Annotated in this window: 22 protein-coding genes and 4 tRNA genes; 8 read left to right on the top strand and 18 right to left on the bottom strand. The window is 67.8% G+C overall.

Annotated elements, in window-relative coordinates; genetic code table 11:
• Positions 1 to 2 precede the first annotated feature (2 nt).
• Positions 3 to 1,481, bottom strand: coding sequence for a class I adenylate-forming enzyme family protein (locus G6N31_RS25345; RefSeq protein ID WP_098001839.1), 1,479 nt, complete (start codon positions 1,479 to 1,481; stop codon positions 3 to 5).
• 36 nt (positions 1,482 to 1,517) lie between these two features.
• Complete coding sequence (locus G6N31_RS25340; RefSeq protein WP_098001758.1) at positions 1,518 to 2,480, bottom strand: helix-turn-helix domain-containing protein; 963 nt, start codon at positions 2,478 to 2,480, stop codon at positions 1,518 to 1,520.
• A 71-nt stretch (positions 2,481 to 2,551) separates the two neighbouring features.
• Between G6N31_RS25340 and G6N31_RS25335 the strand changes: the two genes are divergently transcribed.
• A complete protein-coding gene (locus tag G6N31_RS25335) occupies positions 2,552 to 2,740 on the top strand; it encodes a hypothetical protein (protein ID WP_098001760.1) in 189 nt (62 codons plus the stop codon).
• Positions 2,741 to 2,780: 40 nt separating this feature from the next.
• Here the strand turns inward: G6N31_RS25335 and G6N31_RS25330 are convergent, their stop codons facing one another.
• The 4 genes from G6N31_RS25330 to G6N31_RS25315 all read right to left on the bottom strand — a co-directional run bounded on the left by G6N31_RS25330 (position 2,781) and on the right by G6N31_RS25315 (position 7,623).
• On the bottom strand, positions 2,781 to 4,925 hold the full coding sequence (locus G6N31_RS25330) for a 3-hydroxyacyl-CoA dehydrogenase NAD-binding domain-containing protein (protein ID WP_098001762.1): 2,145 nt from the start codon (positions 4,923 to 4,925) through the stop codon (positions 2,781 to 2,783).
• Positions 4,926 to 4,945: 20 nt separating this feature from the next.
• Positions 4,946 to 6,157: an acetyl-CoA C-acetyltransferase gene (locus tag G6N31_RS25325; RefSeq protein WP_098001764.1), complete on the bottom strand. Its 1,212-nt coding sequence runs from the start codon at positions 6,155 to 6,157 to the stop codon at positions 4,946 to 4,948.
• A 135-nt stretch (positions 6,158 to 6,292) separates the two neighbouring features.
• Positions 6,293 to 6,481 (bottom strand): hypothetical protein, encoded by a 189-nt coding sequence (locus G6N31_RS25320; RefSeq protein WP_098001766.1) that lies wholly within the window; start codon positions 6,479 to 6,481, stop codon positions 6,293 to 6,295.
• A gap of 35 nt (positions 6,482 to 6,516) precedes the next feature.
• Positions 6,517 to 7,623 (bottom strand): alkene reductase, encoded by a 1,107-nt coding sequence (locus G6N31_RS25315; RefSeq protein WP_098001768.1) that lies wholly within the window; start codon positions 7,621 to 7,623, stop codon positions 6,517 to 6,519.
• 55 nt (positions 7,624 to 7,678) lie between these two features.
• On the opposite strand from G6N31_RS25315, the gene G6N31_RS25310 reads away from it, so the two are divergent.
• On the top strand, positions 7,679 to 8,845 hold the full coding sequence (locus G6N31_RS25310; RefSeq protein ID WP_098001770.1) for a pyridoxal phosphate-dependent aminotransferase: 1,167 nt from the start codon (positions 7,679 to 7,681) through the stop codon (positions 8,843 to 8,845).
• Here G6N31_RS25310 and G6N31_RS25305 read toward each other — a convergent pair.
• The 9 genes from G6N31_RS25305 to G6N31_RS25265 all read right to left on the bottom strand — a co-directional run bounded on the left by G6N31_RS25305 (position 8,842) and on the right by G6N31_RS25265 (position 13,559).
• Positions 8,842 to 9,285 (bottom strand): SRPBCC family protein, encoded by a 444-nt coding sequence (locus G6N31_RS25305; protein ID WP_098001771.1) that lies wholly within the window; start codon positions 9,283 to 9,285, stop codon positions 8,842 to 8,844. The two genes, G6N31_RS25310 and G6N31_RS25305, sit on opposite strands and share 4 nt — an antisense overlap.
• 62 nt (positions 9,286 to 9,347) lie before the next feature.
• Positions 9,348 to 9,788: an SRPBCC family protein gene (locus G6N31_RS25300; protein ID WP_098001772.1), complete on the bottom strand. Its 441-nt coding sequence runs from the start codon at positions 9,786 to 9,788 to the stop codon at positions 9,348 to 9,350.
• Positions 9,789 to 9,813: 25 nt separating this feature from the next.
• Complete coding sequence (locus G6N31_RS25295) at positions 9,814 to 11,370, bottom strand: phytoene desaturase family protein (protein WP_098001773.1); 1,557 nt, start codon at positions 11,368 to 11,370, stop codon at positions 9,814 to 9,816.
• A gap of 64 nt (positions 11,371 to 11,434) precedes the next feature.
• On the bottom strand, positions 11,435 to 12,040 hold the full coding sequence (locus G6N31_RS25290) for a TetR/AcrR family transcriptional regulator (RefSeq protein WP_098001774.1): 606 nt from the start codon (positions 12,038 to 12,040) through the stop codon (positions 11,435 to 11,437).
• Positions 12,040 to 12,651, bottom strand: coding sequence for a TetR/AcrR family transcriptional regulator (locus tag G6N31_RS25285; protein ID WP_098001775.1), 612 nt, complete (start codon positions 12,649 to 12,651; stop codon positions 12,040 to 12,042). Before G6N31_RS25285 ends, G6N31_RS25290 begins: the two co-directional genes overlap by 1 nt.
• Before the next feature lie 21 nt (positions 12,652 to 12,672).
• Positions 12,673 to 13,245, bottom strand: coding sequence for a chorismate mutase (locus tag G6N31_RS25280; protein WP_098001776.1), 573 nt, complete (start codon positions 13,243 to 13,245; stop codon positions 12,673 to 12,675).
• Positions 13,245 to 13,321: transfer RNA gene (locus tag G6N31_RS25275), tRNA-Phe, on the bottom strand. Before G6N31_RS25275 ends, G6N31_RS25280 begins: the two co-directional genes overlap by 1 nt.
• Positions 13,322 to 13,362: 41 nt before the next feature.
• Positions 13,363 to 13,439, bottom strand: a tRNA-Asp gene (locus tag G6N31_RS25270).
• 47 nt (positions 13,440 to 13,486) lie between these two features.
• Positions 13,487 to 13,559, bottom strand: a tRNA-Glu gene (locus tag G6N31_RS25265).
• A gap of 117 nt (positions 13,560 to 13,676) precedes the next feature.
• Between G6N31_RS25265 and G6N31_RS25260 the strand changes: the two genes are divergently transcribed.
• A tRNA-Lys gene (locus tag G6N31_RS25260) sits at positions 13,677 to 13,749 on the top strand.
• 5 nt (positions 13,750 to 13,754) lie between these two features.
• On the opposite strand, the gene G6N31_RS25255 is transcribed toward G6N31_RS25260, so the two are convergent.
• The 3 genes from G6N31_RS25255 to G6N31_RS25245 all read right to left on the bottom strand — a co-directional run bounded on the left by G6N31_RS25255 (position 13,755) and on the right by G6N31_RS25245 (position 16,553).
• A complete protein-coding gene (locus G6N31_RS25255; RefSeq protein WP_179964239.1) occupies positions 13,755 to 14,438 on the bottom strand; it encodes a VldE C-terminal domain-containing protein in 684 nt (227 codons plus the stop codon).
• 133 nt (positions 14,439 to 14,571) lie between these two features.
• Positions 14,572 to 15,468, bottom strand: a complete 897-nt coding sequence (locus G6N31_RS25250; protein WP_098001778.1) for a serine/threonine-protein kinase — start codon at positions 15,466 to 15,468, stop codon at positions 14,572 to 14,574.
• A 65-nt stretch (positions 15,469 to 15,533) separates the two neighbouring features.
• Entirely contained in the window at positions 15,534 to 16,553 is a 1,020-nt protein-coding gene (locus tag G6N31_RS25245; protein WP_098001779.1) for an oxygenase MpaB family protein, read from the bottom strand.
• A gap of 72 nt (positions 16,554 to 16,625) precedes the next feature.
• Between G6N31_RS25245 and G6N31_RS25240 the strand changes: the two genes are divergently transcribed.
• From G6N31_RS25240 to phoU, 5 genes are all read left to right on the top strand, one after another.
• Positions 16,626 to 17,210: a TetR/AcrR family transcriptional regulator gene (locus G6N31_RS25240; protein ID WP_098001780.1), complete on the top strand. Its 585-nt coding sequence runs from the start codon at positions 16,626 to 16,628 to the stop codon at positions 17,208 to 17,210.
• 103 nt (positions 17,211 to 17,313) lie between these two features.
• Entirely contained in the window at positions 17,314 to 18,321 is a 1,008-nt protein-coding gene (locus G6N31_RS25235) for an acyl-ACP desaturase (protein WP_098001781.1), read from the top strand.
• A 29-nt stretch (positions 18,322 to 18,350) separates the two neighbouring features.
• Positions 18,351 to 19,484, top strand: a complete 1,134-nt coding sequence (gene dusB, locus G6N31_RS25230) for a tRNA dihydrouridine synthase DusB (protein ID WP_098001782.1) — start codon at positions 18,351 to 18,353, stop codon at positions 19,482 to 19,484.
• A gap of 218 nt (positions 19,485 to 19,702) precedes the next feature.
• Positions 19,703 to 21,685, top strand: a complete 1,983-nt coding sequence (locus G6N31_RS25225) for an LCP family protein (protein ID WP_098001783.1) — start codon at positions 19,703 to 19,705, stop codon at positions 21,683 to 21,685.
• A gap of 84 nt (positions 21,686 to 21,769) precedes the next feature.
• Complete coding sequence (phoU, locus tag G6N31_RS25220) at positions 21,770 to 22,438, top strand: phosphate signaling complex protein PhoU (RefSeq protein ID WP_098001784.1); 669 nt, start codon at positions 21,770 to 21,772, stop codon at positions 22,436 to 22,438.
• Positions 22,439 to 22,501: the final 63 nt, after the last annotated feature.

The raw sequence follows: 22,501 nt of genomic DNA, 5'->3' as shown, positions 1-22,501 counted from the left end.
CCTCATCCGCGATAGAGCGCAGCGACCGCCGGCAGACTCACCTTCAGCGCGGGGTTGCGCGGGAGCTCCGCCACGGCCACGAAGGCGACGGGCACGTTGTAGACGGGCAGGTGCTGGCGCACCAGATCGCGCAGCTCGTCGTCGGGGGGTGGTGTCGTGCCCGGGGCCACCTCCACCGCGGCGAACGGCACCTGCCCCAGCCGAGCGTCGGGCACGCCGACCACACAGGCGTCGCGGATGTCGGGGTGTGCGACGAGCACGCGCCGCACGGTTTCGGGCAGCACCTTGAAGCCGCCCCGGTTGATGGCTCCGTCGGCGCGGCCGTGCAGGAAGACGAAGCCGTCCTCGTCGACGCTGGCGATGTCGGTGGTCCGGATCCAGTCCGGTCCGATCGGGGCCACCTTCGCCTCCAACAATCCCTGCGCTCCGGGTGCCGCCTCGGCGCCGCTGTCGGGGTCGACGATGCGCAGTTCGGTGTCCGGCAGCGCCCGGCCTACGCTGTGGCGTTTCGACTCGCCGAACTCCTCCACCATCTCCGGTGTCCACGCACACAGCGAACCCGCGAATTCGGTTGCCCCGTAGGCCAACCGGATCGGTATGCCGTAGCGGCGCTCGAACTCGTCCCGGGTTTCGGGATCCAGCGGACCTGAGGCGCTGATCAGGAACTCCAGCGACGCCAGATCGTCTTTGGCGACGTCGGCATCGAGCAGCATCCGGATCACTGCCGGCTGCACGCCCGACCGTTTGATGCCGTAGGTCTTGATCGCGTTGACGAAGCCTTCGACGGTGAACCGTTCGAGCATCACGACGCGCCGGCCGTTGTGGATCCCGGCGATCAGCTGACAGACCCCGATACCGCCGAACTGCCAGTATGCGAACTCCGGAGGCGCATCCGGTGCGGCGCGTTCTCCGCTGGTCACGCTGAAGACCGTGCGCTCGAGCACGGCCGCCTTGATCGCCTGCCGCTTCGGCGGCCCGGTGGTGCCGCTGGTCAGGATCTGAAGCGCCACACCAGGTTCGGCCTGTGCATGCTGCCGGGATGTGTCACGGCGTTCCAGGCCGGGGACGGCGCCGACGATCGGTGCGGTCGACGAAATCACCACCCCGGCGCTACCCGCGCGGTCGGCTGCCGCGACGGCCGCATCCGACCAGTCCCGACCCTCGGCGACGATCGCCGACAGTGCGAGCTTCTCGATGTCGCCTGCGACGGCCTGTGCCGACTGGAACGAGTAGATCATCGACACCGACCGTCCGGCGGCCAGGCAACCGACGATCGCCGCGGCGTGTGGGAGTCGGTTGCGGACCACCAGGCCGATGGGCGCATCCCGCGCCACGTCCGCCGCGTCCAGTGCGGACGCGATCGCTTGCCCGTACGCGCTGACCTCGTGACCGGTGTACCAGCGACCGTCGAACTCGATGCACGGGCCATCGCCGTAGCCGGCCAGGCCCGCCGCAAACGCCTCGGTAAAGCTGTCAGGCACGCGGCCATTGTGCCGGATGGCCACCGCCGTGCGTTGCTAACCGGTGAAGCAGGCGCGATAGTCGCTGGGCGTGGTGCGCATCTGGCGGACGAAGTGATACCGGTATGTCACCGGCGACTCGAAACCCACACGCCCGGAGATCTGCTCGATCGACAGCGACGACGTTTCCAGCAGGGCCAGGCTCGCCTGGACCCGCTGTTCGGTCAGCCACTTGATGGGTGTGGTGCCGGTGGCCTTCGCGAACTGCCGCAGGAAGCTGCGACGCGACAACATCGACTGCGCAGCCCATTCGTCGAGCGTGATGGGTCTGTCCAAATGCTCCAGCGCCCAGGCCATTCCGGCGGCCATCCGGCCGTCTGTCGCCGCTTCGGGCACGGGGGCCTCGATGTACTGGGCCTGGCCGCCGGCCCGGTGGGGAGCGATCACCAGCCGCCTGGCGACGTCGTTGGCGACGCCGACACCGTGATCGGTCCGCACGATGTGCAGACACAGGTCGAGTCCGGCCGCACAGCCGGCGCTGGTCAGCACCCGCCCACTGTCGACGTAGAGGGGCGCCGGATCGACGGTGACCTTCGGGTATCGCTGCGCCAGCAACTCGGCGTAGATCCAATGCGTCGTGGCCGCCCGGTCGTCGAGCACTCCGGCGGCGGCCAGCGCGAACGCACCCGAACAGATGGACACCAATCGGGCCCCGCGCGCGTCGGCGCTGCGGATCGCCTCGACCAGGGTCGGCGACGGCGGCTGCCGCGCGTCGCGCACGCTGGGGATCACCACGGTGTCAGCGGCCGCCAGGTCGGCGAGTCCGTGTGACGTGCGGACTACGGCGCCGCCGAGCATGCGGATTTCGCCGTCCTCGGAGCACAGCCTGACGGTGTACCACGGCCGCGTCAGACCGGCCGAGAACATCTCCGACAGCTCGGTCATCCCGAAGATCTCGGCCGCCATACCCGACTCGAAACCTGACATGCCGTCGTAGGCGAGGATCGCGACCGTGTGCATGTCACTATCTTATTGAATAGTGGCAGCAGGGCCACTGTTGGGTCGCTTCCGGTCGCGGCAGGCTGGAGACCATGTTCTACAGAAGACAGAGCCGGTGGACGCAACTGCGCGTCAAATTCTTCGGCGGCAGCACGTTTCGATTCCTCAAAGAGTTCGTCGCAGGCATCGACGCCGGCCACGGCATCGCCCACGGAATCACCCCGCCTCCGCAGTCGCGGGCCCGCGCGCAGCCTGCCCACGAGACGCGCGAGTCCCCGTGACCACGGGGGTCACGGGGACTCGCGTCGTTCAGGTCGCCGACTAGGTCAACGACGCCGGCGGGTTGAACCGCTCGCCGTAGCGCTCGGCCAGCTGCTTGGCGCGGGCCACGAAGGCCTCCTTGCCAACCCCCAGCTCACCTTGGTAGCCGACGATGAACTGCGCCGAGCCGCCGGTGTAGGGCGGGAAACCGATGCCCATGATCGAGCCGATGTTTGCGTCGGCGGTCGAGGTCAGCACACCCTCGTCCAGGCACTTCTGGGTTTCCAGCGCCTCGGCGAACAGCATGCGGTCGATCATGTCCTGCAACGGGATCTCGGTGTTGCCACCGCCGAAGGTGTCGGCCAGACCGGACCACAGCCCGACGCGCTTGCCGTCGGCGTACTCGTAGAAGCCCGCACCCTTCAGGCGAGAGGGACGCCCGATCTCGATCATCTTGTTGACCACCGCTTCGGCCGGGTGCGGCTCGTAGGTGCCGCCGGCGGACTCGCTGGCCTTACGGGTCTCGGTGGCGATCTTCTGCATCAGCTCCAGGTTGAGCTCGTCGGAGAGCTGCAGCGGAGCCGCCGGGTAACCGGCCTGCGCACCGGCCTGCTCGATGCTGGCCGCGGGCACGCCCTCACCGAGCATCGCCAGCGCCTCGTTGACGAAGGTGCCGATGACACGCGAGGTGAAGAAGCCGCGGCTGTCGTTGACCACGATCGGGGTCTTACCGATAGCCAGGGTGTAGTCGAACACCCGGGCCAGCGCTTCGTCGGAGGTCTTCTCGCCCCTGATGATCTCCACCAGCGGCATCTTGTCGACGGGTGAGAAGAAGTGGATGCCGATGAAGTCCTCCTGCCGCTTCACGCCGGTGGCCAGACCGGTGATCGGCAGCGTGGAGGTGTTGGAGCCCAGCAGCGCGTTCGGCTCGACGATGTCCTCGATCTCCTGGAACACCTTGTGCTTGAGTTCCTGGTTCTCGAAGACCGCCTCGATGACGAAGTCGACGCCCTTCAGAGCGGCCGGATCGGCAGTCGGGGTGATCCGCGCCAGCAACGCGTCGGAGCGCTCCTGTGTGGTCTTGCCGCGTTCGAGCGCCTTGGCCTCGAGCTTCTCGGAATAACCCTTGCCCTTCTCGGCAGCCTCTTGCGACACGTCCTTGAGGACGACGTCGTAGCCGGCCTTGGCCGAGACGTAGGCGATGCCCGCGCCCATCATGCCCGCGCCGAGCACACCGATCTTCTTGATCTCCTGCTTGGCGATTCCGTCTGGCCGCGACGCGCCCCCGTTGATGGCCTGCAGATCGAGGAAGAACGCCTGGATCATGTTCTTGGCGGTCTGCCCGGTGACCAGCGTGGTGAAGTAGCGGCTCTCGATGCGGCACGCGGTGTCGAAGTCGACCTGCGCGCCCTCGACCGCGGCGTCGAGGATGGCCCGCGGAGCCGGCATCGGCGCACCCTTGAGTTGCTTCTTCAGCAGCGCCGGGAACGACGGCAGGATCGAGGCCAGGCCCGGGCTGGTCGGGGTGCCGCCGGGCATCTTGTAGCCCTTCGCATCCCAGGGCTGGGTGTGCGCCTCGGGGTTGGCTTTGATCCAGGCCTTCGCAGCAGGGATCAGCTCATCCACGGACTGGACGAGCTGATCCACAAGCCCAACTTCCATGGCCTTGCCCGGCTTGAACCGGGTGCCCTGACTCAGCACTTCCATGAAGGCCTTCTGGATGCCGAACATCCGCACGGTGCGGGCCACGCCGCCGCCGCCGGGCAGCAGACCCAGAGTCACCTCGGGCAGGCCGATCACCACGCCCTTGATGTCGGCGGCGATGCGGTGGTGACAGGCCAGCGCGATCTCCAGGCCACCGCCGAGCGCGGCGCCGTTGATGGCCGCGACGACGGGCTTGCCGAGGGTTTCCAGCTTGCGCAGGTCGGCTTTGATGAACTCGACCTCGGCGAACGACTCGGCGGCATTGTCGGGTCCGACGTTCATCATGCCCTTGAGGTCACCGCCGGCGAAGAAGGTCTTCTTCGCGCTGGCGATCACCACACCGGTGATCGAATCCTTCTCCTGCACAAGGCGTTCGACCGCGTTGTGCATGGATTCCTTGTAATGCTCGTTCATCACGTTGGCCGAGCCGGTCGGGTCGTCCAGCGTCAGGGTGACGATGCCGTCGGCATCTTTGTCCCACTGAATGGTGTTCTCTGCCATGTCCTTCTCGTCCCTTACCCTTAGACCCGCTCGATGATGGTCGCGACACCCATGCCGCCGCCGACGCACAGCGTGATCAGCGCACGGCGCGCGCCGCGGCGCTCGAGCTCGTCGACCATGGTTCCGGTGATCATGGCGCCGGTGGCGCCCAGCGGGTGGCCCATCGCGATGGCGCCGCCGTTGACGTTGAGCTTCTCGTCGGGGATGCCCAGATCCTTCTGGAACTTCAGCACCACCGAGGCGAACGCCTCGTTGAGCTCGAACAGGTCGATGTCGTCGACGGTCAGCCCGGCGCGGTCGAGGACCTTCTTGGTCGCCGGGGTCGGCCCGGTGAGCATGATGACCGGGTCGGCGCCGCTGGTGGCGGTGGCCACGATGCGCGCCCGCGGGGTCAGACCCTGCGACTGTCCTGCACTTTCAGATCCGATCAGCACCAGCGCGGCGCCGTCGACGATGCCCGAGCTGTTACCGCCGGTGTGGACGTGGTTGATCTTCTCGACGAAGTGGTACTTCTGCAGCGCCACGTCGTCGAAGCCGCCCATCGCGCCGACGCCTTCGAATGCGGGCTTGAGTTTGCCCAGGCTTTCTACGGTGGTACCGGGGCGGACGTGCTCGTCCTGATCGAGGATGACCAGACCGTTCTGGTCGCGCACCGGCACGACGGACTTGGCGAAGTATCCGCCCGACCAGGCCGCGGCGGCACGCTCCTGCGAGCGCGCCGCGTACGCGTCGACGTCCTCGCGGGAGAAGCCCTCGATGGTGGCGATCAGGTCGGCGCCGATGCCCTGCGGCACGAAACCGATGCGGTAGTTGGTCTCCGGGTCGGCGGCCCAGGCGCCGCCGTCGGAGCCCATCGGCACCCGGCTCATCGACTCGACACCGCCGGCGAGCACCAGATCGTCCCAGCCGGAGCGCACCTTCTGGGCGGCCATGTTGACGGCTTCCAGGCCGGACGCACAGAACCGGTTGAGCTGGACGCCGCCGGTGGTCTCCGGGAGGTTGGCGACCAGTCCGGCGGTACGGGCGATGTCGCCGCCCTGGTCACCGACAGGCGAGACCACACCGAGGATCAGGTCGCTGATCAGGTTCTCGTCCAGGTCAGGGAAGCGGGTGCGCATCTCGTCGATCAGGCCGACGACGAGGTTGACGGGCTTGACTTCGTTCAGGGCGCCGCCACGCTGCTTGCCGCGCGGCGTACGGATGGCCTCATAGATGAAGGCTTCTTCGGACATGTGTTCTCCAGGTCCTGTTCAGGGGTTCCGCGGTTCTCGCCCGCGGCGAGGCTGCTCCTCTGGTCGCGATGCTAGCAGCCTCGCCCAACCCGTTGGTTGGGCCTCCTGGAGAGGTGTGGTGGTGCGCGGAGCTCCCTAGTCCGGCGAACCCTCACTGCTGTCGAAGAACGACCATTCGCCGTCGTGTTCGACCTCCATGCGCCAGCCCAGCTCGTCGTAGTTCGCCTTCTGGTCGACGAACCATGCGTGCGCGTCATCGGCGCTTTCGATGTCCTTGGTCTCGACGACTTCACCCTTGGGATTGAGCACGCGGTAGTTAGCCATGCAGAGCCTGTTCCCACCGACGGGCGGTCACACACCTACGCCGACTGCGTGGTCACCAAATCGTCCAGCATCGGATAGTCGGTGTAGCCGTTCGGCCCGGGCGCGTAGAACGTGACGACATCGGGAATGTTGAGCTCCGCGCCGATTGTGAGGCGTCGCACCAGATCGGGGTTGGCGAGGAACGCCCGACCTATCGCGACGGCTCCGACCACTCCCCACTCCGCGAGTTGCTCCAACTCCGCGAAGTCGGTCTCGGCGCTGCGCGGCGTGTTGAGTACCAGTGTGCCGTCCCACTGGGTGCGCACCGCGGCGAAGGCCGGCGCCGACGGCATGCTCACCACATGCAGATATGCGATACCCAACGGCGCGATGCGGCACAGCAGCGCCTCGTAGGCGCTGATCTGGTCGATCTCTGTCATGTCGCCCGCGGTGTTTCCGGGCGAGATGCGCAGGCTGACCCGGTCGGGCCCGACCTCGTCGACCACCGCTTCGATGACCTCCGCGACGAACCGGGCCCTGTTCCGCGGCGAGCCGCCGTAGCCGTCGGTGCGTTGGTTCACGACGTCGGACAGGAATTCATGCAGCAGATACCCGTTGGCCGAGTGGATTTCAACGCCGTCCATGCCGGCATCGACCGCCCGCCGCGCGGCGGACCGAAACTGGCCGACGATCTCCTCGATTTCGCCGACGGTCAGAGCGCGCGGCACCGGTAGCGGCTTCTTTCCTGTCGGAGTGTGGGTTTGCAGGTCCGCGGCAATCGGGGACGGACCGACCGCTTCGAACCCGCTGATGTCCGGGTGGGCCATCCGGCCGACGTGCCACAACTGCACGAACATCCGTCCGCCGGCCCGGTGCACCGCCGCGGCGACCTCGGCCCACTTGTCCTGCTGCCGGTCCGTGTAGAGACCGGGCGTGTTCATGTAGGCGCCGTTGGCTTGTTCGCAGACGGCCGTGGCCTCGGAGATGATGAGGCCGGCCGAGGCGCGCTGCGCGTAGTACTGCGGAGCCAGAGACGAGGGCGTGCCGTCGGCGTCGGCACGCGATCTGGTCAACGGCGCCATGAACATCCGGTTGGCCAGTGACAGCGCCCCGACCGTGGTGGGTTTCAACAGGGCCGAGTCTTCGCGCAGCGTGAACGTCATGCCGCAGTCAGCACACGCGGGCCGCGGTTCATTCCCGGCGCTAGGCTTCGACGTCGTGACGGTTCAACGGTTGCGGCCCTACGCGGTGACCATCTTCGCGGAGATGTCGGCGCTGGCCGCCGAGATCGGCGCAGTCAACTTGGGGCAGGGCTTCCCCGACGAGGACGGCCCGGCCGCCATGCTCGAGGCCGCACGCACCGCGATCGCCGATGGGGTCAACCAGTACCCGCCGGGGCTGGGCATCCCGCCGCTGCGCCGGGCGATCGCCGCGCAGCGGCTACGTCGCTACGGCACCGCCTACGATCCGGACCGCGAGATCCTGGTGACCGTTGGGGCCACGGAGGCCATCGCCGCGTCGGTGCTGGGTCTCGTCGAGCCCGGCTCGGAGGTTCTGCTCATCGAACCGTTCTACGACTCCTACTCCCCGGTCCTGGCGATGGCCGGTTGCCTCCGCCGCGCGGTCCCGCTGGTGCCGGCGGGGCGGGGCTTCGCGATCGACGTCGACGCGTTGCGGCGCGCGGTGACACCGAACACCAAAGCGCTGATCGTGAATTCGCCGCACAACCCGACCGGTCTGGTGGCCGGTGACGACGAACTGCGCGCCATCGCGGAGCTGGCGGTGGCCGCCGACCTTCTCGTGATCACCGATGAGGTCTACGAGCACCTGGTGTTCGACGGGCGGCCGCACCTGCCCCTGGCGAACTATCCGGGCATGGCCGAGCGCACAGTTACCATCTCCAGTGCGGCCAAGATGTTCAACGTCACCGGCTGGAAGATCGGATGGGCTTGCGGGCCGGCGGATCTCATCGCCGGCGTCCGGGCCGCCAAACAGTATCTGACCTATGTCGGCGGGTCGGCGTTCCAGCCGGCGGTGGCGCTGGCACTGGAGACCGAGGACGCGTGGGTGACGGCGTTGCGCGACTCGCTGCAGGCGCGCCGCGACACCCTCGGAGCGGCCCTGCGCGACATCGGGTTCGACGTGCACGACAGCGCGGGCACTTATTTTCTGTGCGCCGACCCGCGGCCGCTGGGGTTCGACGACAGCGCCCAGTTCTGTGCAGAACTCCCGGCACGAGTCGGGGTGGCAGCCATTCCGATGACCGCGTTCTGCGACCCGGACGCGCCGCACGCCGCGCAGTGGAAACATCTGGTGCGGTTCGGGTTCTGCAAACGGGAGGAAACCCTCGACGAGGGCATCCGGCGGCTGCAGGCGTTGCGTTAGTGCGCGGTGCCGCTCAACACACGTTGGCGGAGGTCCTCGAGTGCCACGTCGAGGACCATCCGGCGGGCGCGCTTGACCAGAAAAGCGGGGACCGGCGCGGCGAGGTCGAGGATCAGGTCGAACCGGACCCGCGTACGGTCCACTCCAACCGGCGTCAGGTTGTACTCACCGTGCTGGCCCCGTTGCTGCAGGGTGCTGTCGGCGTCCCAGACCATCCAGGTGTCGCCCCAGTGGTACTCGAGGATCTCCTTGTCGGTGACCCCCATGATCTTGACGGTCGTCTTGACGTGGTGGGGCCTGCCGTCGGGGTGCCGGTCGAGGACTTCGGCGTCCTTGTGCAACGCCGACCGGGAGGCGACACCCTCCACGTCGGCGAGCGCCGCCATGATCGCCGCGGGCGGCGCTTCGATCACCGTCTCACTGCTCGCGCGGACCGCCATACCGGCAAATCGTAGTCGCGTTACCGGCCTCGCGCAGAAGTTTGCTCAGCTAATCTCGGCTGTCAGCCTTTGACGACTTTGTGCACCTGTTTGCGCAGGCCGTCGGTGGCCGTCTCCATGCCGCCCTTGAGCGCCCGCTTCAGCACGAATCCGGGCAGCGGTACGGCCAGGTCGATTTCCATGTCGAAGCGCACGCGGGTCTTGTCTCCGTCTGGCGTCAACGTGTAACCGGCGTCCTGCGCCTTGAGCTGGCCCGCCGACACCAGCGTCCAGGTCACCTTGTCGGTTCCCCAGGTGTATTCCAGTACCTGCTCATCGGTCAGGCCGGCCGCCTTGACCTTCATCTTGACCTTCTTGGGCTGGCCGTTGTCGTAGCGTTCCAGTACGTCGGCCTGCTGATACTGCGGGGACCACGACGGGGTGTTCTCGACGTCGGCGATGACGTCGAGGATCTGCTCGGGCGTCGCTTCGATCACGACCTCGCGGGAGTCTCGGGTTGCCATGGCGGAACCTTAGACCACCCCGCCGCTACCCGGTGAGGATCTGCGCTGCCGCGTTGTATCCCGGGATGAAGGTGATCCCGGGCCCGCCGTGGCACCCCGCGCTGGCCAGCAGCAGGCCCTCGATCGGAATCGGTTGATCCAGATAGCCTTTGGGTCCAGGCCGGTTGGGCCCCATCTGCTCCGGGTGGATAAGCCCGTGACAGTAGTCGCCTTCAAGCGCCCCGAACATCGTGGCCATGTGTCTGGGTGTGAAGGTGGTGTGCCGCAGGATCAGGCTGTCGAAGTCCGGCGCCAGCCGGGTGATCTTGTCGATCACCCGGCGGCCCATCTCGGTCTTCATCTCGCCGTAGCCGGCTCGCTCCTCGGTCAGCGGGAACCACAGCGCGAACGCCGACGCGGCATGCTTGCCGGGCGGCGCGAGACCCGGGTCGTTGGCCGACGGGATCTGCAGCGCGATCGCGGGGTCGGCCGGCACGATGCCGTGCTGCGCGTCCTCCCATTGCTGCTGCAGTTCCTCAGGCGTGCTGAAAAGACCGATCGCGGACTGGTATCCGGGGTCGTTGAGGATCTGGTAGGGCTCGGCGAAGGTCGGCGGCCCGTCCAGCGCGAAGTGCATCTGCAGATAGCTGCCGCGATGGTCGATGCGTGAAAACCGTTGTCGGACCTCGGGTGGGACGGCGGTGGGTTCGACGAGCCGGTTGACGGTGAGATCCGGAGCGACGGCCGAGATGACCACCGGTGCGCTCACCGTGTCACCGGTGTCCAGGCGGACCCCGGTGACGCGACCGTGGTCGACGGTGATCTGCTCGACGGTGCTGCGCAGTCGCAGCTCCCCACCGGATTCGGTGAACAGGCGCAGCAGGTGTTCGGTGACCGCCCCCATACCGCCGCGGAACTTCTTGATCAGGGTGGCGTTCTCGTCCGGCACGGCCAGACCGAAGGCCAGCGCAGCAGCACTGCCGGGCGTCTGCGGCCCCCGAAACGTGGTGTTGACGGCCAGGAAGGCCAGCATGCCGCGCAGTGCGCCGTGCTTCTCGCGGTCGGGAAGGTAGCGGTCGAGCACGTCGCTGACCGAGCCGAACAATATGTCGGTGATTGCCTGCCGCTCGGAAGTTGTTGCCGCACAGGCGTACATCTCATCGAGGGTGCGGGGTGGGCGGGCCGCGTCGAACCGGCCGAGCGCTCGCGTGGGCGCCTGGCACCACTCCATCAGCGCCGCCATCCCGGCAACCGCGTCGGCGCCGTGCACGTCGTTGAGATGGGTGAGCAGCTTGACCGGGTCGGTGTAGTACACCACGGGGTCGTCGCCGATCCCGCGCAGCTGCACCGACATCACGTCGAGGTCCAGGGTGGGAAGCTCGCCGAGTGCGAGCGCGTCACTGACCGCAGCGGCCGTCGGCACCTGCACCGAGCCGGCGATCTCGAACCGGAAGCCGTCAAACAACTCCACCGTCGAGGCCATGCCGCCGGCGTACCGCTTGGCGTCCAGACATAACGTGGCCAGCCCGGCCCGCTGCAACAGCGCCGCGGCCGTCAAGCCGTTGTGTCCGGCACCGATGACGATCGCGTCGAACTCCGTCATGGAGCGAGGCTGTCAGTCGACCCATAGTTTTGTCAATATTGACAAAACTATGGGTCGGGAGGTGTCAGGCGGGCTCTTCGACACCGCGGCGCAACAAGTGCAGCGCGTCGCGGCACAACCGATCCAGCTCGCCCAGCGAGCGGTCCTCACCGAGCATCCACACCTCCATCGCCCCGAACACCGCCGCGGCGATGCACCGGGCCGTCACGGTCAGCCGCATGCGTTCGGCGGTGCCGGACGGCGGCGGATCGGCGCCGGCCAGATGCTCGTCGATCGCGTCGGCGAAGTCGGCCTCCACCTGGCGGATGTGGCGCACGATCCGGCCGGGGTCGAGCTCGTGAGCCCGCAGCGCCGCGATCTTGGTGACGGCCCAGTCCTCGTACGGCGAGGCCATGATCGCCGACTGCACCGATTCGATGATCGACTCGCCCGGGGCCCGGTCGGCCAGCGCGGCCCGAAACCACTGCAGCCCGGCGTCGTAGTCGGCGAACAACAGGTCGTGCTTGGACGCGAAGTGGCGGTAGAAGGTCCGCAGCGAAACTCCGGCGTCGGCGGCGATCTGCTCGGCCGACGTCTCCTCCACCCCCTGGGCCAGGAACCGCACCACGGCGGCCTGTCGCAACGCCTCTCGGGTTCGCTCGCTGCGCGCGGTGTGCGCGGGTCGGGCCATCAAGCGGGCCCGTGCTGGCTGAGCATCGCGATGGAGGCCTCGACGGCCTCCTCGGTGACGTCACCGAGGCGGCCGCCCTCCTCGACGGTGATGGCCGTCAGCTCACGCAGACCGCCGAGCAGCATGATGACCCGCGGGCGGGAGATCGGACTCACGCCGGCCGACCGGAACTCGTCGGTCGCGGTGATCGACCCGACCATCGCGATGAACGCCTCCATCGCGTCGCGCTGCAGCCCGCGGGCCGCCGCGCCGAGCGCCGGCACGTCGCGAATCCAGCTGAGCATCAACGCCGAGCGGGCCTCGCCGGTGGCGATCCAAGCCTCGACGGCCTGCCGGACCTGCTTCTGCCAGGGTGCACTGGCGTCGACGGCCTCGGAGATCTGACGGATCTGGTCGGCGTTGGCGCCGGAGAGCAACTCGACGAAGCAGGCTTCCCGGCTGTCGAAGTGCTCGTAGAAGGTGCGCCGCGACGTGCGGGCCCGGCGCACGATGCCGGCGACGGTCGTCTTGGCGTAACCGTCCTCGGCGATTGAGGCTTCCAGCGCGTCGAGCAGCCGCTGCCGGAACCCGTTGCGGTCGTCGGCGGTCTTCGAAGCGGAAGCGCGTGTCATATCGTGACACATGATTCCACGTCAGCGGCAGTAGTTGCGGGTGGCGACCTCGAGCGCCCGCCGGTACAGCGGGTCGAACGCGCGGGCCTGGGCGACGGCGGCCCGGGCCCGGTCGAGTTCGACGGCACAGAGCGGCGAGGTCAGCACTCCGCGCTGCTCGACGAGCCGGGTGACCATTTCGCGGTTCACAGCGTCGAGGACAGCGCGGGAGGCGGCGAGGTCCCCGGCGGTGGCCGGGACGGTCGCCGGGTCCAGCGTCCACTGCGACATCCGGGCGTATTGAATGGCCACCGACGCGTCGATCTGGTCGCGGAAGACCGTCGCGACGACGGCCGGGTCGGCGCCCAGCGTGGTCGCTTCGGCGATGACGGTGTCGATCACCTGTTGTTCGCGCTGCGGGTCTTTGACCGGCTGGCCGTTTCCGAACTTGGCCAGCGCGACCGGTTCGGCGACTTCGAGACGGCGGGCCGTCGCGTCGACCAGTTCGGTCAGCGGGCTCTGGGGTTGGGCGGCGGCGACCGAAACCACAACGGGGGAAAGCAACGCGGCCACCGCCGTCGCGATGACGGTCCAGCGTGCGCATGAACTGAACATGGTGGCCAGGGCCGGGATCGAACCGGCGACCTTCCGCTTTTCAGGCGGACGCTCGTACCAACTGAGCTACCTGGCCGGACGGCACCGATCACTGTGCAAACAAGTGCCTCGCCGCGATGGCGACCCTGACGGGACTCGAACCCGCGACCTCCGCCGTGACAGGGCGGCGCGCTAACCAACTGCGCCACAGGGCCTTACTTGTGAAGCTTCGTGCAACTCCCACTTTCGGGTTCGCTACGCGTACCCCCTACGGGATTCGAACCCGCGCTACCGCCTTGAAAGGGCGGCGTCCTAGGCCGCTAGACGAAGGGGGCCAGCCGAATCTCTCCGGGGTACTCGCAACGCTCATGTCGTTGGGAGCTTCAATAGCTTAGGGTACGGACACCCAAATCCTCAAACGAGCAGCCCACCGCTATCCTTTCTGATGCCAAGCCCCTATAGCTCAGTTGGTAGAGCTACGGACTTTTAATCCGCAGGTCCTAGGTTCGAGTCCTAGTGGGGGCACCGCTTCAGCGGAAGTACAGCTCGTTCCCGGTCGGGTAGCCGCCGCCGGTGGTGGTGATGTGAACGTGGTCGTAGTGGCCGTAGCCGCCGGACCGCGCGCCGTTGGGGGTGTAGTAGACGCCCCGCCAGATGGCGTCCTGGATGCCGAACCGGTCGGCGTTCTGCAGCACGTAGGCCACGATCGCGTTGCCCAGCGCGATGCCCTCGGCCGAGGAGTTGTTCGGGATCATCACGTCGAGCGCCAGGCCGTTGGGGTGCCAGCGCAGCGCGTCGGAGCGGACCCCGCCGATCTCGTTGATCTCGGGGAAGATCGCGCTGATGCTGCGCGCGGCCAGGATGGTGCGGACCTGCAGGCCGCGCTCCGGGGCCACACCGGCCGGCAGTGTCCGGCTGACCACCCGCCACCGCGACGCGGACACCAGCTCGACCGAGGACGCTTCCTCGGCGGGGGCCTCGGCGGTCAGGTGCGCCGTAGGCACACCGGGTGCCGCGACGACCTCGACGCAGCAGGGCTGCGCCGGCGCGGGCACCGCTTCCGGCGCCGGCGCGGCGACGGGCGCGACGTCCGCCGCCTCGGCGATCTGGCCTCCGTCCCCCTTCGCGACCAGTAGGACGGCCGCGGGGGCGAGGAAGGCGCCGAGGTACATCGAACGATTGCGCCGCTCTTGGGGCTTCGAGTGCCGACCCACACAAGCAAGATACGGAAAAACTCGGCAATGTACAGCATCGGGTCCCGAAGTTGAATACGGCGCGCTGATCGTTACCGGACCGGGATTGTCCGTTTAGCGAAGCTCCATCATCGGCATCGCCGCAGTTCAGCTGCTATACGGCGACGACGAGCGCGGCAAACGCCAGCACCGTCATCAGTGCCGCGGCGGTGAGGACTCCGCCGGTGCTCCGCGGACGTGGAATAGGCGTGTCGAGGCTGGCCCGCATCTGCTGTGCGTCGGCGAACCGCCACCGCGGATCGGGCGCCATCGCCCGCTCGACGGTGGCCGCCAGCGCGGGATCGATATCGGGGCGCAGGGCGCTCAGCGGCGCCACCTGGCCGCCGTAGATCGCGTCGGCCAGTGCGGCCAGGTTGTCCTGCGGGTAGGCCCGGCGTCCCGTCAGGGCCTCGTAGGCCACCACCCCGAGCGCGTACAGATCGTCGCTGGGGGTGGCGGGCCTGCCGGCGATCCGGTCGGCCGGGAGGTAGGCCATGGTTCCGAAGACCCGATTGGTCAGCGTCTGCGGCGAGTCGGCGCTCTTGGCGACGCCGAAGTCGGTGATCTTCACCCTGCCGGACGCCGTGAACAGCAGGTTGGCCGGCTTCACATCGCGGTGCAGCACGCCGCGCGCGTGCGCGGCGCCCAGCGCGGACAACACGTCGGCCACGATGGCTCGGACCTGTTCCGCGGGCAGTGGACCGTGGCGGGCAAGGACGTCGGCCAGGCTCTGCCCGGGAAGTCGCTCCAGCACGATGTAGTCGCGCCCGCGGTCCACGCCCTGGTCGTGGACCGCGACCACGTGCGGATGGTTGAGCAACGCAGCGGCACGCGCCTCGGTCATGAAGCGGCGGCGGGTGTCGGGTTGGGTGCCGACGACGGGATGCAGCATCTTGACCGCCACAGGCCGCTCCAGCCGGATATCCCAGGCGTCACGAACCTCCGCCATGCCGCCGCGGCCGATGACACCGCGCAGTTCATAGCGGCCGGCCAAGACTTCCGGCGCCTGCATTCCTTCAAGTTAGCCAGTGCGGCGCCGATGCAAACCCGACGCGCCGCAGTACGGGCCCCGGCCCGTCAGACGTTCGGGCAGTAGAACTGCGGCTGACCACGGTATTCGGCCGGCGGCAGGTTACGTGCCGGCGTCTGCACCAGCGGCGAGTCGGCGGGTGCCCGGCCGACGGCGCGATCCATCGCCGAGCGCTTGCGCGGGTGCATCAGCCACCGCTTCGGCAGCACCGTCGTGGCCAGGTGCAGGACGTTGCCGACACGCCGGTGGATCCACTCTTGTCGCGGCGACCAGGTGAAGCCCATGAGTTCACGCACCGGCTCGTCGTACAGACCGACGGTCATGAAGACCAGGAACCGCTGCATCACCAGCAGGTTCAACCGCCAGGCCCAGTCCGGCACCCACTCCAGCGACGGATGTTTGGGCATGGTGGTCAGGTCCAGCACTTCGCGTGCCGCCCAGGTGTTCTCGAGAACATTGCGGCACATGTGGTCCCAGTACTGCTCGAATTCCTCCCAGCTCCCGGGCACCGGCCGCATGCTCATGCCGTACATGCGGTACCACGTCACGTGTTCGTCGAACAGCTGGCGGCGCTGGTCGTCGGTCAGCCCGCCATGGAACCGCTCCGCCGCCAGCAGCGTGGACTTGAAGAATGTGGCGTGCGCCCAGTAGAAGACGTCGGGGTTCAGCGCGCTGTAGCGCCGCCCTTGGTCGTCGACGCCCTTGATGCCGATGTGGTAATCCCGCACCTCCGCGCCGGTCTGCGGGGCCCGGTCGCCGTCGAAGACCACCCCGCCGATCGGATAGATCGAGCGCAGCAGCCGCGGGATGCGCTCCAGGAAGAAGATCGAGTGCTGCTGCACGGCCGCGCCCAACTGCGGGTGCATGTTCTGCATCGAGCCCGCCCACGGGCCTTGGAACAGCCCGGTCCACTGACCGAAGTACTTCCACGTCAGCGAGTCGGGGCCGAGCGCTGCCGGCAGGTCGTCGTAACCGCCGGACGTCACCGGGCAGCCGGTCGCGACCACGGCGTCATCGCTGCCCGAGTCACTGTCGGCCGGGCACGCTGCGGACGTATCTTGAGTCACTGGCGCTCTTCCTGTTCGACGCGTCACGAAGTTTTGACTACACACGTTGTCAGAAGTGAGCTTAGGAGGGCTGTGCGGTCAGGTCAACGACGAGGCAGATGGTCCGGGGTCCCGCTGTCGGATCGCCAGGCGCTGCGCCGTGACGAGTTGATCGCCGCCGGTATCGCCGCCCTCGGCAGCCGCGAGGGCCCCGGCCTGACGGTGCGGGCGGTGTGCCGCGCGGCCGGCCTGACCGAACGCTACTTCTACGAAAGCTTCACCGACAGAGACGATTACGTCGCCGCCGTCTACGATGAGGTGTGCACCACCGCGATGGCGACGCTGAGGAAATCGGAGAGCCCCCGCGACGCAGTCGAGCGATTCGTCTCCCTGATGGTCGACGACCCCGCGCGCGGCCGTGTGCTGCTCCTGGCCCCTGAGGCCGAGCCCGTCCTGGCGCGCTCGGGCGCCCGCTGGATGCCCAACTTCATCGATCTGCTGCAACGCAAGCTGACCCGGATCACCGATCCGACCGTCCAGGCCATGATTGCCACCGGGCTGATCGGGGCACTCACTGCATTGTTCACCGCATACCTCGACGGCAGGCTGACCGCGACTCGGGAGCAGTTCATCGACCACTGTGTTGAGCTTCTGCTCAGCGGCGCAACAACTTCATAACACCTTTCCCCTGCGTGTGACCTGCGGCGCGGTGGCTTGAATGTCACCGAGTTACACAGATATATTGACTGCAACCATCAGGTACAGATAACTGGGAGGTGTCGTGTCGAAAGACCTGACCGACCTGCAGCTGTTGACCGAGCTCGAGCCCGTCGTCGAGCCGCTGGTCAATCGCCATATGCAGATGAAGAAGGACTGGAACCCGCACGACTTCATCCCGTGGTCCGACGGCAAGAACTACTACGCCCTCGGCGGCCAGGACTGGGACCCCGAGCAGTCCAAGCTTTCCGAAGTCGCCCGGGTCGCGATGCTGACCAACCTCCTCACCGAGGACAACCTGCCGTCGTACCACCGCGAGATCGCGATGAACTTCAGCATGGACGGGCCGTGGGGCTTCTGGGTGAACCGGTGGACCGCCGAGGAGAACCGGCACGGCATCGCGCTGCGCGACTACCTGGTGGTCACCCGCAACATCGACCCGGTGGAGCTGGAGATGTTGCGCTTGGAGCAGATGACGCGCGGTTTCTCCCCTGGCCAGAACCAGCAAGGCGGCATTGAACTGTTCGCCGAGAGCCTGTTCGACTCCGTCATCTACGTGACGTTCCAGGAGCTTGCGACCCGCGTCTCGCACCGCAACACCGGCAAGGCGTGTGAGGACCCGATCGCTGATCAGCTGTTGCAGCGCGTCTCGGCCGACGAGAACCTGCACATGATCTTCTACCGCGACGTGTCCGAGGCCGGGTTCGAGATCGCGCCGAACCAGGCGATGAAGTCCCTGCACAAGGTGCTGCGCAACTTCAAGATGCCCGGTTACACCATCCCGGATTTCCGTCGTCGTGCGGTGACGATCGCCTCGGGCGGGGTCTACGACCCGCGGATCCACCTCGACGACATCGTGATGCCGGTGCTCAAGAAGTGGCGCATCTTCGAGCGTGAGGACTTCAACGGCGAGAGCGCACGGATGCGCGACGACCTCGGCGCGCTGGTCGACGAACTGCAGGACGCCGTCGACAAGTTCGAGATCGCCAAGCAGCGGCGCGAGGCACGGCTGGCTCAGATGGCCGAGAAGAAGGCGGCCAAGGCCCAGTTGGTGGGATCATCAGCGTCGTAACCGACACTGCGCACGCGTCGGCCCGGTCCCTGCGGATCGGGCCGATCGCGCTGCGCAGCCCGGTCGTGCTGGCGCCGATGGCCGGGGTGACCAACGTCGCGTTCCGCACCCTGTGCCGCGAACTCGAGCTCAGCCGGGCCGGGACCGTCAGCGGGTTGTACGTGTGCGAGATGGTCACCGCCCGCGCCCTGGTCGAGCGGCACCCGGTGACCATGCACATGACCACCTTCGCGCCCGCCGAGTCGCCGCGATCGCTGCAGCTCTACACCGTCGACCCGGCCAACACCTACGCCGCGGCGAAGATGATCGTCGACGAGGACCTGGCCGACCACATCGACATGAACTTCGGCTGCCCGGTGCCCAAGGTGACCCGGCGCGGCGGCGGCGCCGCGCTGCCCTACAAGCGCCGGCTGTTCGGCCATATCGTGCGCGCCGCTGTTGCCGCTACGGAGGGCACCAACATTCCGGTCACCGTCAAGTTCCGCATCGGGATCGACGACGACCACCACACCCACCTCGACGCCGGACGCATCGCGCAGGACGAGGGCGCCGCGGCGGTGGCGCTGCACGCCCGCACCGCTGCGCAGCGCTACTCCGGGCAGGCCGACTGGGACCAGATCGCCGCGCTCAAGGCCCACGTCCGTGACATCCCGGTGCTCGGCAACGGTGATATCTTCGACGCCCGAGACGCGCTGGCCATGATGGCCGCGACCGGGTGCGACGGTGTGGTGATCGGCCGTGGCTGCCTGGGGCGGCCCTGGCTGTTCGCCGAGCTCTCGGCCGCCTTTTCCGGGGCGGTGCCGCCGACTCCACCCACGTTGGGCGAGGTCGCGGCGATCATCCGAAGGCACGGTGAGCTGCTGGCCGCCCACTTCGGAGAGGACAAAGGAATGCGGGACATCCGCAAGCACGTGGCCTGGTATCTGCACGGATTCCCCGCCGGAGCCGATCTGCGCCGGTCGCTGGCGCTGGTCAAGACCATTTCCGAGCTCGATGACCTGCTCGGTCAGCTCGACCCCGACGTGCCGTTTCCGGCTGCGGCGCACGGTCCGCGCGGTCGGCAGGGTTCGGCCGCATCGGTGACGCTGCCCGAGGGCTGGCTGGACGACCCCGATGACTGCACGGTTCCGGCCGGTGCCGACGTCATGCACTCCGGCGGCTAGCGTCCCCGAGACCATTTCGAGAGATTTCTGACACTTAACTCGGCTAGCTATCTCTCAGGATGTCTCAGTACGATGGAGAGCCACGCTGTTCGGCTCCACTGGCGGGGCCAGGACCATTGCGCCATGACGACAGGTAAGCGCTCGGCATGCTGGGTGCCGGTGCGCTGTGACGCGGACACTCACCGCGAAACCGTACGAGCTGGAGGGCCGGTACGAAGATGAGCGACGGCGACAAGCAGGACGCCGCTGCCAATCGTGGCCGTCCCCTGCCCGGTGACGGGTTCGACAATGACTGGCTTACCCGAACCTCACGCCCGACGCCAGGCGCCGCGCCGTGGGAGCGCGCGCTCGAGCCTCTTCCGTCCGAATCCGCCCCCGAGGACAGCACCGGCCACGTCACCGTCGCCGACCTGATCGCCAAGATCCACGGCGGCTCGCCACCGAGGACACCGCGGCGCCACCGCGCCGAGCCCGAGCCCGCACCTGAAACCGCACCGGAACTCGAGGCCGAACCGTACCCGGCCGACGAACTCGACACCGCGGTCCTGCCCGTGGTGGCCCCGGAGTCCGAGGTGCCCCGCCTGGGCGGGCCCACGCTCCCGCCCCACCCCGGCCCGGCCCGCCGCCCGCGCCGCGCTCGGCGGCGCACCCTGCTGGCCGGCCGCACCGCCGCCGCCCTGGTGGCCATCCTGGCGCTGATCCTCACCGGGGGCGCCTGGCAGTGGCAGTCGGCCAAGAACAACCTGCTGAACAAGGTCTCGGCGCTCGATCCCGACTCCCGCGACATCCTCGACCCGAACGCGCAGTTCGGCGACGAGAACTTCCTGATCGTCGGCACCGACACCCGCCTCGGCGAGAACCTCGACATGGGTGCCGGGACCACCGAGGACGTGGCCGGCGCCCGGTCGGACACCGTCATGCTGGTCAACATCCCCGCCAACCGGAAGCGGGTGGTGGCGGTGTCGTTCCCCCGTGACCTCGAGATCGAGCCGATGCTCTGCGAGCCGTGGGACCCCGAGACGCGCGAGTACGGGCCGATCATGGACGAGGAATCGCCGATGTACGGCAAGGACGAGGTGTACACCGAGTACAAGCTGAACTCGGCCTTCGCCGTGGGCGGACCCAAGTGTCTGGTCAAGGTGATCCAGAAGCTGTCGGGTCTGCACGTCAACCGGTTCATGGCCGTCGACTTCGCCGGCTTCTCGAAGATGGTCGACGCGTTGGGCGGCGTCGAGGTGTGCAGCACGACACCGATCGAGGACTACGAGTTGGGCACCGTGCTTCCCCGCGCCGGACGCCAGGTCGTCGACGGCCACACCGCCCTGAACTATGTGCGGGCCCGCTCGGTCACCACCGAGAACAACGGCGATTACGGCCGGATCAAGCGGCAGCAGCTGTTCCTGGCGTCGCTGCTGCGCTCGCTGATCAGCAAGGAGACCTTCTTCTCGCTGTCCAAGCTCAACAACGTCGTGAACATGTTCATCGGGGACAGCTACGTCGACAACCTGACCACCAAGGATCTGGTGGACCTCGGCCAGTCGGTGCAGGGCGTGACCGCGGGACGCATCACCTTCGTCACCGTCCCCACCGTCGGCTACGCCGACGAGTGGGGCAACGAGATCCCGCGGACCGACGACATGCGCGCTCTGTTCGACGCGATCATCAATGACGACCCCCTGCCCGAGGAACGGCTGCCGGACAACACCCCGGTCCCGGGCACCCCGGAGTCCCTGGCCAACGGCGCCGCCGGGGAGGCCGCCGACCCGTCCTCGGCGCCGTCGGTCATCAATGCGGTGACCACCAGCCCGTCCGACGTGACGGTGCAGGTGTCGAACTCGACGGCACAGTCCGGCCTGGCCGCGAGCGCCGCCGACGCGCTGCAGGCCTACGGGTTCAACGTGAGCAACCCGGACGACTATCCGGGACCGCTGGAGCAGACGACGGTGTTCTTCTCGCCGGGCAACGAGGAAGCCGCCGCGACCGTGGCCGCGTCGTTCCCGGACGCGACCCTGGAACGGGTGAACGGCATGGCCGACGTCGTCCAGGTCGTGCTGGGGAGCGATTTCTCCTCGGTGTCGGCGCCACCGCCCAGCGGAACCTCGATGCAGGTACAGGTCATTCGCGGGACCAGGGACGGCGCCGCCACCGCGCTTCCCGAAGACCTCACCGTCACCAACGCCGCAGACACCAGCTGCGACTGATCTCGCCATTTGGCCAGGTGGGATTCACCCGTCGTTCACCGTCTGCTCGTGACTTGGACTCGGCACTGGCCGTAGGCTTGACACATGCGTACCGCGTACCACGAGCAGTTGGATGCCCTGACCAGCCTTCTCGGTGAGATGTGCGGGTTGGCGGGCGTGGCGATGGAGCGTGCCACCCAGGCGCTGCTGCAAGCCGACCTGGCCTTGGCCGAGCAGGTGATCACCGATCACGACCAGATCGTCGCGATGAGTGTCCGCGCCGAGGAAAGCGCTTTCGTGCTACTGGCTCTGCAGGCTCCGGTGGCCGGTGATCTGCGCGCGATCGTCAGCTCGATCCAGATCGTCGCCGACATAGACCGGATGGGCGCGCTGGCACTGCATGTGGCCAAGATCGCCCGCCGCCGTCATCCCCAGCACGCACTGCCCGAAGAGGTCAACGGATACTTCGCCGAGATGGGCCGGGTGGCCGTTGACCTCGGGCACAGCGCCCAGGAGGTGTTGCGCACGCGGGACCCGGAGAAGGCCGCCCGGATCCGCGAAGAGGACGACGCGATGGACGACCTGCACCGCCACCTGTTCTCGGTGCTGATGGATCGCGAGTGGAAGCACGGGGTGGCCGCGGCGGTCGATGTGACGCTGCTGGGCCGGTTCTACGAGCGCTTCGCCGACCACGCCGTCGAGGTCGCCCGCCGGGTGATCTTCCAGGTCACGGGACACACGCCGGAAGAGGCGGAGATCTCCACGCCGCGCTGACGGCCTTCTGCCCGACCAAGAAATCGCCCCACTTCGCGTGAAGTGGGGCGATTCTGTGTAGTG

It is taken from the genome of Mycolicibacterium duvalii, assembly GCF_010726645.1.
In the GTDB taxonomy this organism is placed as follows: Bacteria; Actinomycetota; Actinomycetes; order Mycobacteriales; family Mycobacteriaceae; genus Mycobacterium; species Mycobacterium duvalii.
Note: the sequence above shows the minus strand (reverse complement) of the source record. Positions and strands in the feature narration are given on the sequence as shown.

Excerpts from the sequence above, each read along its gene's own strand:
- G6N31_RS25340 (WP_098001758.1), bottom strand. The coding sequence starts at position 2,480 with ATGCACACGGTCGCGATCCTCGCCTACGACGGCATGTCAGGTTTCGAG.
- G6N31_RS25335 (WP_098001760.1), top strand. The coding sequence starts at position 2,552 with ATGTTCTACAGAAGACAGAGCCGGTGGACGCAACTGCGCGTCAAATTC.
- G6N31_RS25330 (WP_098001762.1), bottom strand. The coding sequence starts at position 4,925 with ATGGCAGAGAACACCATTCAGTGGGACAAAGATGCCGACGGCATCGTC.
- G6N31_RS25325 (WP_098001764.1), bottom strand. The coding sequence starts at position 6,157 with ATGTCCGAAGAAGCCTTCATCTATGAGGCCATCCGTACGCCGCGCGGC.
- G6N31_RS25320 (WP_098001766.1), bottom strand. The coding sequence starts at position 6,481 with ATGGCTAACTACCGCGTGCTCAATCCCAAGGGTGAAGTCGTCGAGACC.
- G6N31_RS25315 (WP_098001768.1), bottom strand. The coding sequence starts at position 7,623 with ATGACGTTCACGCTGCGCGAAGACTCGGCCCTGTTGAAACCCACCACG.
- G6N31_RS25305 (WP_098001771.1), bottom strand. The coding sequence starts at position 9,285 with ATGGCGGTCCGCGCGAGCAGTGAGACGGTGATCGAAGCGCCGCCCGCG.
- G6N31_RS25300 (WP_098001772.1), bottom strand. The coding sequence starts at position 9,788 with ATGGCAACCCGAGACTCCCGCGAGGTCGTGATCGAAGCGACGCCCGAG.
- G6N31_RS25295 (WP_098001773.1), bottom strand. The coding sequence starts at position 11,370 with ATGACGGAGTTCGACGCGATCGTCATCGGTGCCGGACACAACGGCTTG.
- G6N31_RS25290 (WP_098001774.1), bottom strand. The coding sequence starts at position 12,040 with ATGGCCCGACCCGCGCACACCGCGCGCAGCGAGCGAACCCGAGAGGCG.
- G6N31_RS25285 (WP_098001775.1), bottom strand. The coding sequence starts at position 12,651 with ATGACACGCGCTTCCGCTTCGAAGACCGCCGACGACCGCAACGGGTTC.
- G6N31_RS25280 (WP_098001776.1), bottom strand. The coding sequence starts at position 13,245 with ATGTTCAGTTCATGCGCACGCTGGACCGTCATCGCGACGGCGGTGGCC.
- G6N31_RS25250 (WP_098001778.1), bottom strand. The coding sequence starts at position 15,468 with ATGCAGGCGCCGGAAGTCTTGGCCGGCCGCTATGAACTGCGCGGTGTC.
- G6N31_RS25225 (WP_098001783.1), top strand. The coding sequence starts at position 19,703 with ATGAGCGACGGCGACAAGCAGGACGCCGCTGCCAATCGTGGCCGTCCC.
- phoU (WP_098001784.1), top strand. The coding sequence starts at position 21,770 with ATGCGTACCGCGTACCACGAGCAGTTGGATGCCCTGACCAGCCTTCTC.